Here is a 7,995-nt window from a genome sequence, read left to right on the forward strand (position 1 = left end):
GTACCCGGACGGCACATGGCCCTTCTTCGCGAGCCGGCCTTCTCCGCTGATGACCGGACGACCGTCGTCGTCGACGACGAACGAGCCCCGGCCCGCACCGATCCGCGGGCCGCCGTCCTGCACGAGCCCCTTGGACGCGATGCCGATTCCACTGAATCCGGTCTCCGAGGAGCCGACCGAATCGGAGATGAGCACCCCCGGAATCGCGTCGAACATCGCGTCCTTCACCGACTGCGAGAACAGTGCGGCACCGGAGGCCACCACACCGAGCCCGGTCGGGTCGTAGCCGCCGCCGACGAGCGCGTCGACGAGCGGGCGGCCCATCGCATCACCGGTGATGACCATGACCTGCGGCCGGTGCCGCTGCACGATCTCCCAGGAGCGGTGCCCGTCGAAATGGTGGTCGAGCAGCACCGTGTTGCCCGAGAACAGCGAATTGCACATGGTCATCAGGGCGGAAGTGTGGATGAGCGGCGGCAGCAACAGCCACCGGCCCGGTTCCGCGACGGAGGCTCCGAGCCGGGACTGGTGGTATTCGTCCGGGACAGGCTCACCGCTGTAGAAGTCGGAGCCGCCGGCCAGCGCACGCCAGATGTCCTCCTGCCGCCACACCACGCCCTTGGGCCGGCCGGTGGTTCCTCCGGTGTAGACGATGTACCGGTCGTCACCGGAGCGGGCACCGAAGCCGCGTTCGGGCGAGCTCGACGCGAGCGCGTCCTCGTACGAGGAAGTCTCCGCGAGCTCGTCGTCGACGACGAGACTGTGCCGCAGTTTCGGTACCGACGGCAGCACGTCCTCGACGACCTGCGCGTAGGTCCGGTGGAACACGAGGGCGTCGAGATCGGCGTTGTCGTACAGGTATGCCAGTTCGTCGGACGTGTAGCGGTAGTTCACGGTGATGGGCACCGCCCGGATCTTGAATGCCGCGAAGACCGTTTCGACGGCCTCGATCGAGTTGTGCAGGTGGATGCCGATGTGGCTGCCCTCGCCGAACCCGGCGCCGATGAAGTGATGGGCGAGGCGGTTGGCACGGGCGTCGAGCTCCCGGAACGTGACCTGACGGTCGCCGACGATCAGCGCCACACGATCCGGCACCGCGTCGACGGCGTGTTCGAACAGGTCCGCGAAATTGTGGGCCACGCAGAGATCCTTTCGGGTCGCGCGCTCAGACCACAGTGAGCGGCAAGGGAATTCCTCGATCTGCAAAGACGAAGTTCGACCCCGTGCTGAACCGGGTGATCGCGACCTCACCACATTCCTTCGCGGGCGTCGGCTCCACGATCACCTCGACGACGAGCGCATCGGCGTCCTCGGCGACGACCCGCACGCTGAAATGCGGATCCACCCCGCGCACAAGGGCGTTCAGCGCTTCGAGGTGCTCGCCGTCGACGAGCGTCGGCCAGGCACCGTCGGTGTGCGCTCCCCCGCTGCGGCGGATGCTCAGTTCGAGCCGGTGCCCGTCGAACCGGATGTCGCGGTCGACGTACTGCCGCGGCGCGAACACCGGGTGCACCGTCAGCACCGTCGCCAGTCCCTCGAGGTCGGTGGGAAGGCCGAGCGCGTTCCCGATGCGTTCGGAGGTCAGCCCGGCGATGCCGGTGAGCTGCTTGCGGGCGATCGTCAGCGCCGAGTTTTCGTCGGTCCGTTTGCGCACCCCGAGCAGGAATCCGAGCGTGAGCATGTGGTGCTGCAGGCACACCTCCTCGGCGATGCGCACGAGTGCGGAGTGGGAGAAGTCGCCGAAGCGCACGTCCGACAGCAGCGGCCCCGCGTAGTCGGCATTGCCGTCGTCGTCGGGGTCGATGGGACTCAGTTCCACCGCGACCGCGGCGGTCCGGCCGAGTGCCTCGGTGTGTGGTTCCACCGGCGGTGGCTCGTGCGACGGGTCGATGACGACGGTCCACGCGCAGTGCGGGTGCCGGTCCGCGGGCCGCCGCGGAGGCCGGTGGATCGGACGGACGTGCGCGTGCGGATTGGTGGCCAGGGCCGTGGCGTCGAAGGTGGGGTCCTCGATGTCGTGGCACATCGCGGTGACGTACTCGTCGCCGAGCGGCTCCACGTCCATCAGCGCACCGCAATGGTCGAGCCAGAACTCGCCGTGGTTGCGATCGTCCACGCGGTACCGGAAGTCCATGAACTGCGGCGGTGCCCCGATGTCGAATTGCATTCCCTTGAAGATCGTTTCGACGTCGTCGTTCTCGAAACGCAGCGCCCGCTGCATGCGCTTGGTGTACCAGGGGCTCGACGCCTGCCACTCCTCGATCGCAACCTCGGCCATGCCGTCGCGGCCGAACGCCGAGATCAGGTGCGCCATCCCGGATCTGTCTATGAGCTGCCCGCACAGCAGCAGCTCCGGGACGAGCACCGCCAGATCGCGGCGGGACAGCGCCGCGAACGACGATCCGGTAACCCGGTCCCCCGCGCTCACCACAGCGGTACCGGGGACTTCCCCACCGGATACCAGCCCGGCAGCTTCTCACCGGACATCGACCGCTCGATGCGCCTGTTCATGCCGTCGGACAGCGCTCCGGCGGTGATCATCTCGAGGAACAGGTGCGAGACGTTCCCGAAGTCGAAGAAGTCCCGCTGCCAGGACCACTGGAAGTTGCCGCCGTAGCGGAACCAGCTGCCGCCGATGCCCTGCACGGTGTAGTGCGAGCCGTCCTCGCGGGTGGCGTCGGAGATCTGCTTCCAGAAGCCGATCACGTCGCCGGTGCGTTCGTCGACGACGAACTGCTGGTAGGGGTACTCCCAGCCTTCGAGGCCGTCCATCTCCTGGCCGAGGGCCAGCTCACGGATCTCCTCGCGACCGACGGCCATGAACTCTTCCTTCGGGCCGTAGTTCCAGCCGTAGGTGGCGTCCTCGGTGTACATGTCGGCCAACGGTTTCCAGTCTCCGTCGGCCTCGGCTCGCTTGTTGGCATCGATCCAGCGCTGGATCATCTCGTCCAGCTCGGCACGATCGAACGGGGCCATGGTGCCTCCTGTTGTCGGTCTTCTGTTGTCAGTCGTCTGCTGTCGTCGCCTGTGGTCGGTCTTCGAGGATGCTCAGGGCTCGGGTGGGGCAGTACTTGACGGCTGCTTCGACATCGGCGCGCAGCGATTCCGGGACGGTGTCCATGAGGATCTCCACCGTTCCGTGCTTCGCGACCGCGAACACGTCCGGGGCCTCCATCGAACACATGGCGTGTCCCTGGCAGAGATCGAGATCCGCTTCGACCTTCACGGTGTCCTCACTTCCGGGCGCGACGGCGGTACCGCACCGCGCACGGCTGCGCGAGTTGCACCACCATCTTGGAATGATCGTTGTGGTACGAGTCGGCGGGCTGGGACATCTCGAATTCGAAGTCGCGCAGCAGGATCGAGAAGATCGCCTTGAGCTGCATGAGCGCGAACGCGGCGCCCACGCACCGGTGGCGGCCGGCGCCGAACGGAATCCACGTCCAGCGGTTGACGATGTCCTCCTGATTCGGGTCGATGTAGCGGCCCGGATCGAAGGTGTCGGGGTTCGGGAAGTCCTCGGGGATCCGGTTGGAGATCGCCGGGGTCGCGCCGACGAGGTCGCCGTCGGAGATGCGGTACCCGCCGACCTCGTAGTCGCCGCGGGCGACGCGCAGCAGCAGGATGAGCGGCGGGTGCAGCCGCAGTGTCTCCTTGAGCACCGCCTCCAGGACCGGGATCTGGCGCAGCGCATGGAAACTCACATCTGCGCCGTCGGCGTAGAGGGTGTCGAGTTCGTCGGTGACCTTCTCCAGGTACTCGGGGTTGCGCAGCAGTTCGATGAGCGCCCACGCCGCGGTGCCGGACGTGGTGTGGTGCCCGGCGAACATCATCGAGATGAAGATGCCGGTGACTTCGTCCGCGCTGAACCGCTCGGTGCCGTCCTCGTTCTTGATCGAGACGAGCACGTCGAGCAGGTCGCGATCCTCCTTGCCCTGCGGCGGATTCGCGATGCGGCCGTTCATGATCTCCTGGACGAGCGCGACCAGGCCTTCGCGGGCTTCGTCGCGGCGCCGGAAGCTCTCGATCGGCGCGTACGGGTCGACGAAGGCCAGAGCGTCCGTACCTTTTTCGAGGTCGTGATAGAGGTGCGCGAAGCGGTCGTCGAGTTCGTCGCGGAACTTCTTGCCGATCAGACAGGCCGACGAGGTGTAGATGGTCAGCTCGGCGAAGAACTCGAGCAGGTCGATCTCGCCCTCGTCGCCCCAGCCGGCGATCACGTCCTGGACCTCACGGTCGATGGTGGCGGCGTGACCCTTCATCTGCTCGCCGCGCAGCGCCGTGTTGTGCAGCATCTCCTTGCGCCGCTCCGGGCTGGCGTCGAAGACGACACCCTCACCGAAGACGGGCTTCATGAACGGGTAGGCGGCCTGCTGGTCGAGTTCCTCGTCGGCGGCGCGGAAGAAGAACTCGTTGGCCTCGGCCCCCGAGAGCAGCACGACCTTCTTGTCGGCGAGCTGGAAGACGCCGACGTCCCCGCACTCCTCGCGGACTCGCTTCATCAGCGCGATGGGGTCGGTGCGCAGTTCCTCGAGGTGGCCGTGCTCGTGTTCGCCGCCGGAGACGCGGAGCGGAGCCGTCGCAGTACCGGTCATGACTGGGCCTTCCGTTCGTTCTTCCGCAGGGGAGCTTCGGGCTGGACCTCGACGAGCACGATGTGGGCGCCGCGGGGCACGGAAACCACCGACACCACGGCGTCGGCGATGTCGGAGGCCCGCAGGAAGTAGGGGTGACGCGCCAGACCCCAGTGGATCCAGTCCTCGAGCAGTGGTCCGACGACCTCTTCCGGCTGGTCCATGCCGGCCGCGGTCTGGGTCGGGCCCGGGCGCACCGTCGAAGCGCGCACACCGGTGCCTTCGAGTTCCATCCGCATCTGCCGCACCATGGCTTCGAGGCCGGTCTTCGCCCCGACGTAGGCGCCGGTGCGGGGCCGGGCGTCGACCGCGCAGTCGGAGCCGATGACCACGAAGTCACCGCGGGCACGGTCGATCATCCCCGGCACGACCCGGTGGGCGAGACGCTGGGTGCCGCCGAGATGGACGTCGACCTGGAATTCGAAACGGTCCGGGTCCATTTCGTGCACGAGCGAGAAGTCCATGTCGCCGGCACCGGAGACCACGATCTCGGTCGGACCGTGCGCGGCCTCCGCGGCGGTGACGAAGGCGTCGACGGATTCGGTGGAGGACACGTCGAGGAAGTGCGCGATCGCTTCTCCGCCTTCGGCGCGGATCTTCTCGGCGATGGCCTCGCACTCGTCGACGCGGCGGGCGCCGAGCGCGACCGGATGCCCGAGTTCGGCGAGGGCGTACGCGGTGGCGGTGCCGATTCCGGAGGAGGCGCCACTGACGATCGCGGGGCGGCGCGCCGGGTGGGGTTCGAATCTAGGCATGGCGGCGGGTCACTTTCAGGGGCAGTGCGGCGAAGCCCCGGACGTTGGTGGAGTGGACTCGTTCACAGCGGTCGAAATCGACGTCGTAGTCGGCGACGTGGCGGGCGAACTGCTCGAGCGCGATGTTCGCTTCCAGCCGGGCCAGGTGAGCACCGAGGCAGAAGTGCACTCCCCCACCGAAACTCGCGAGCTTGTTCGTGCTGTCGCGGCCGATGCGGTATTCGTCGGCGTCCTCGAAGACCTCGGAGTCGCGGTTCGCGGATCCGATGAGCAGCAGCACCTTGTCGCCCTCGCGGATGGTGCCGCCGTGCACGTCGATGTCAGCGGCGGCGGTGCGCGCGACGATCTGGCTCGAGGTGTCGTAACGCAGCGTTTCCTCGGTCCATTCGGGGGCGCGTTCCGGGTCGCGCAGCACCCGCGCCGCCTCGTCCTTGTCGACCGCGCCCCAGTACAGGGCGTTGCCGAGCAGTTTGGTGGTGGTTTCGTTGCCGGCGACGACCATCAGGAACATGAACCCGATGATCTCGTCGTCGGTGAGCCGGTCGCCGTCGATCTCCGCGTCGAGCAGCGCCGAGGTGAGGTCCTCGGTGCGGCGGGTACGACGTTCGGTGAGCATGTCGGCGTAGTAACCGACGAGGTGGAGCGAGGCCTCCATCGCGGCCACGGGGACGTCGAGCACGCCCTCCTCGCGGTGCACGACGAGGTCGGCCAGGCGGCGGATCTCGGCGCGGTCCTGCCGGGGAACGCCCAGGAGTTCGGAGATCACGTCCATCGGCAGCTTGCCGGCGAACTCGGCGATCCAGTCGAATTCGCCTGTCTCCACGGCAGGTTCGAGATATCCCAGGGTGAGCTCGAGGATGCGCTCCTGCATGTCGGCGACGCGGCGGGGCGTGAAGCCCTTGGAGACGAGCTGACGCATCCGCATGTGCCGCGGATCGTCCATCGCCAGGAAGGACATCACCTTGTGCGCGTGCGGCCCGTAGGCGGACGGATCGAGCGAAACACCGTTGGCGCTCGACAGTCTCGTGTTGTCGCGAAATCCGGCGACGACGTCCGCGTGGCGCGACAGGGCCCAGAAGCCGAGGTCGTCGTTGCGGTAGAGCGGCGCCTCCGCACGCAGCCGACGGTAGGTCGGGTACGGGTCTTCGTGGAAGCCGTAATCGTAGGGGTCGAACAGCAACGGCCCGAACAGTGACGTGTCGAGCGAGGCCTGAGTCATTGCTACTCCAATAGAAGTCTGGCGGAGGTTTCCAACCGATCGGCGAGCTTCGCGTAGGTGCCGTAACCCATTCCGGCGCGGACGAGCGCACCCGCGTACAGCAGTTCGAGGGCTTCGAGGACATTCGGGTCGCCGTCCAGCCCCAGGGCGGCCGACAGCCGCTCCCGGATGTCGAGGCCGATGCGGCCGCGCAGGTGTTCGACGTCGGGGTCGCGGCCGAGCAGTGCGCTGGTCACGGCCCCGGCGAGTTCGGGTTCGTCGTCCATGAGCATTGCGATGTTGCGCAGCACGGCGCACACCCGGTCGGCGGTGCTGCCGACGATGTCGGCGGGGTCGGGTGTGGCGGCGAGCCGGCGCCAGAACACCTCGGCGACGAGGTGTTCCTTGGACGAGAAGTAGGTGTAGGCGGTGGCGGGTGCGACCCCGGCCCTCGAGGCGACGGTGCGCACGGTCAGACCTGCGAATCCCTCCTCCCGGAGCACCTCGACCGCGGCGCGGGTGAGGCGGTCCACGGTGTCTGCCTGCTTCTCGGTGAGACGCCGGCGGGTGGATTCGAGATTCACATTTCTGGACACGTGTCTGGACATTACTACGGCAACCTCGCCGCGGCAATGCCCGATCAGGGCCGTATGCACGAAATCAGTCCTGCCGCGGGTGGATACGCACCGGCATCGCCTTGACACCGTTGACGAAGTTCGAGCGCAGTCGCCGCGCCGGTCCGGCCGGCTCGACGCGGTCGAGGCGCCGCGCGAGCGTCTCGAACATCACCTTCAGTTCGAGCCTGGCCAGATGTGCTCCGAGGCAGAAGTGCACGCCGGTACCGCCGAACGCGACGTGCGGATTGTGCTCACGTCCGATGTCGAAGCGGTGCGGTTCCTCGAAGACGTCGCCGTCCCGGTTCGCGGCCGGGTAGTACAGGACGACCTTGTCCCCGCGATCCACGGACTGCTCCCCGATCGTCGCCGGGCAGGTGGGGGTGCGGCGGAAGCCGATCACCGGGCTCACCCAGCGCAGGATCTCCTCGACCGCGCTCGGGACGAGTCCGGGATCGTGCTGCAGTCGCCGCCACTGGTCGGGATGGTCCATGAACGCCTGCATGCCGCCGGTGATCGCGTTGCGCGTGGTCTCGTTTCCCGCGATGACGAGCAGCACGAAGAACATGCAGAACTCCATCTCGGTGAGCGTGTCCCCGTGCTCGTCCGGCCGGACCAGCGCGGACACGATGTCGTCCCGCGGCTCGGCCCGACGCCGGGCGGCGATCTCGTTGGCGTACAGGAAGATCTCGGCGGCGGCGAGTTCGCCGTCCGCCTGGGTGCTGCCGTACTCGGGATCGTCCCAGCCGATCATCCGGTTGGACCAGTCGTACAGCTTGTCCACATCCTCGGCG

The 7,995-nt window shown here is 67.6% G+C and carries 9 protein-coding genes; all 9 read right to left on the reverse strand.

Going from position 1 to position 7,995, the window contains the following annotated elements; genetic code table 11:
• A partial coding sequence (locus I0Q12_RS21595) for an AMP-binding protein (RefSeq protein ID WP_307846400.1) occupies positions 1-1,140 on the reverse strand: 1,140 nt, incomplete at its 3' end.
• 25 nt (positions 1,141-1,165) lie between these two features.
• Positions 1,166-2,428: a hypothetical protein gene (locus I0Q12_RS21600; RefSeq protein WP_374068757.1), complete on the reverse strand. Its 1,263-nt coding sequence runs from the start codon at positions 2,426-2,428 to the stop codon at positions 1,166-1,168.
• Positions 2,425-2,976 carry a nuclear transport factor 2 family protein gene (locus tag I0Q12_RS21605; RefSeq protein ID WP_197254554.1) on the reverse strand — a complete coding sequence of 184 codons (552 nt, stop codon included), beginning with the start codon at positions 2,974-2,976 and terminating at the stop codon, positions 2,425-2,427. Before I0Q12_RS21605 ends, I0Q12_RS21600 begins: the two co-directional genes overlap by 4 nt.
• Before the next feature lie 28 nt (positions 2,977-3,004).
• Entirely contained in the window at positions 3,005-3,226 is a 222-nt protein-coding gene (locus I0Q12_RS21610; RefSeq protein WP_197254555.1) for a ferredoxin, read from the reverse strand.
• Between the two features lie 7 nt (positions 3,227-3,233).
• Positions 3,234-4,595 carry a cytochrome P450 gene (locus I0Q12_RS21615; RefSeq protein ID WP_197254557.1) on the reverse strand — a complete coding sequence of 454 codons (1,362 nt, stop codon included), beginning with the start codon at positions 4,593-4,595 and terminating at the stop codon, positions 3,234-3,236.
• Positions 4,592-5,389 (reverse strand): SDR family oxidoreductase, encoded by a 798-nt coding sequence (locus tag I0Q12_RS21620; protein WP_197254559.1) that lies wholly within the window; start codon positions 5,387-5,389, stop codon positions 4,592-4,594. Before I0Q12_RS21620 ends, I0Q12_RS21615 begins: the two co-directional genes overlap by 4 nt.
• Complete coding sequence (locus I0Q12_RS21625) at positions 5,382-6,608, reverse strand: cytochrome P450 (protein ID WP_197254561.1); 1,227 nt, start codon at positions 6,606-6,608, stop codon at positions 5,382-5,384. The genes I0Q12_RS21620 and I0Q12_RS21625 overlap by 8 nt, the downstream gene beginning before the upstream one ends.
• A gap of 2 nt (positions 6,609-6,610) precedes the next feature.
• Positions 6,611-7,171 carry a TetR/AcrR family transcriptional regulator gene (locus I0Q12_RS21630; RefSeq protein ID WP_197254596.1) on the reverse strand — a complete coding sequence of 187 codons (561 nt, stop codon included), beginning with the start codon at positions 7,169-7,171 and terminating at the stop codon, positions 6,611-6,613.
• A 76-nt stretch (positions 7,172-7,247) separates the two neighbouring features.
• Positions 7,248-7,995: cytochrome P450 (locus I0Q12_RS33480; RefSeq protein ID WP_231611174.1), on the reverse strand; the 748-nt coding region annotated here is incomplete at its 5' end.

The organism is Rhodococcus sp. CX, from assembly GCF_015865005.1.
Lineage (GTDB): Bacteria > Actinomycetota > Actinomycetes > Mycobacteriales > Mycobacteriaceae > Rhodococcus.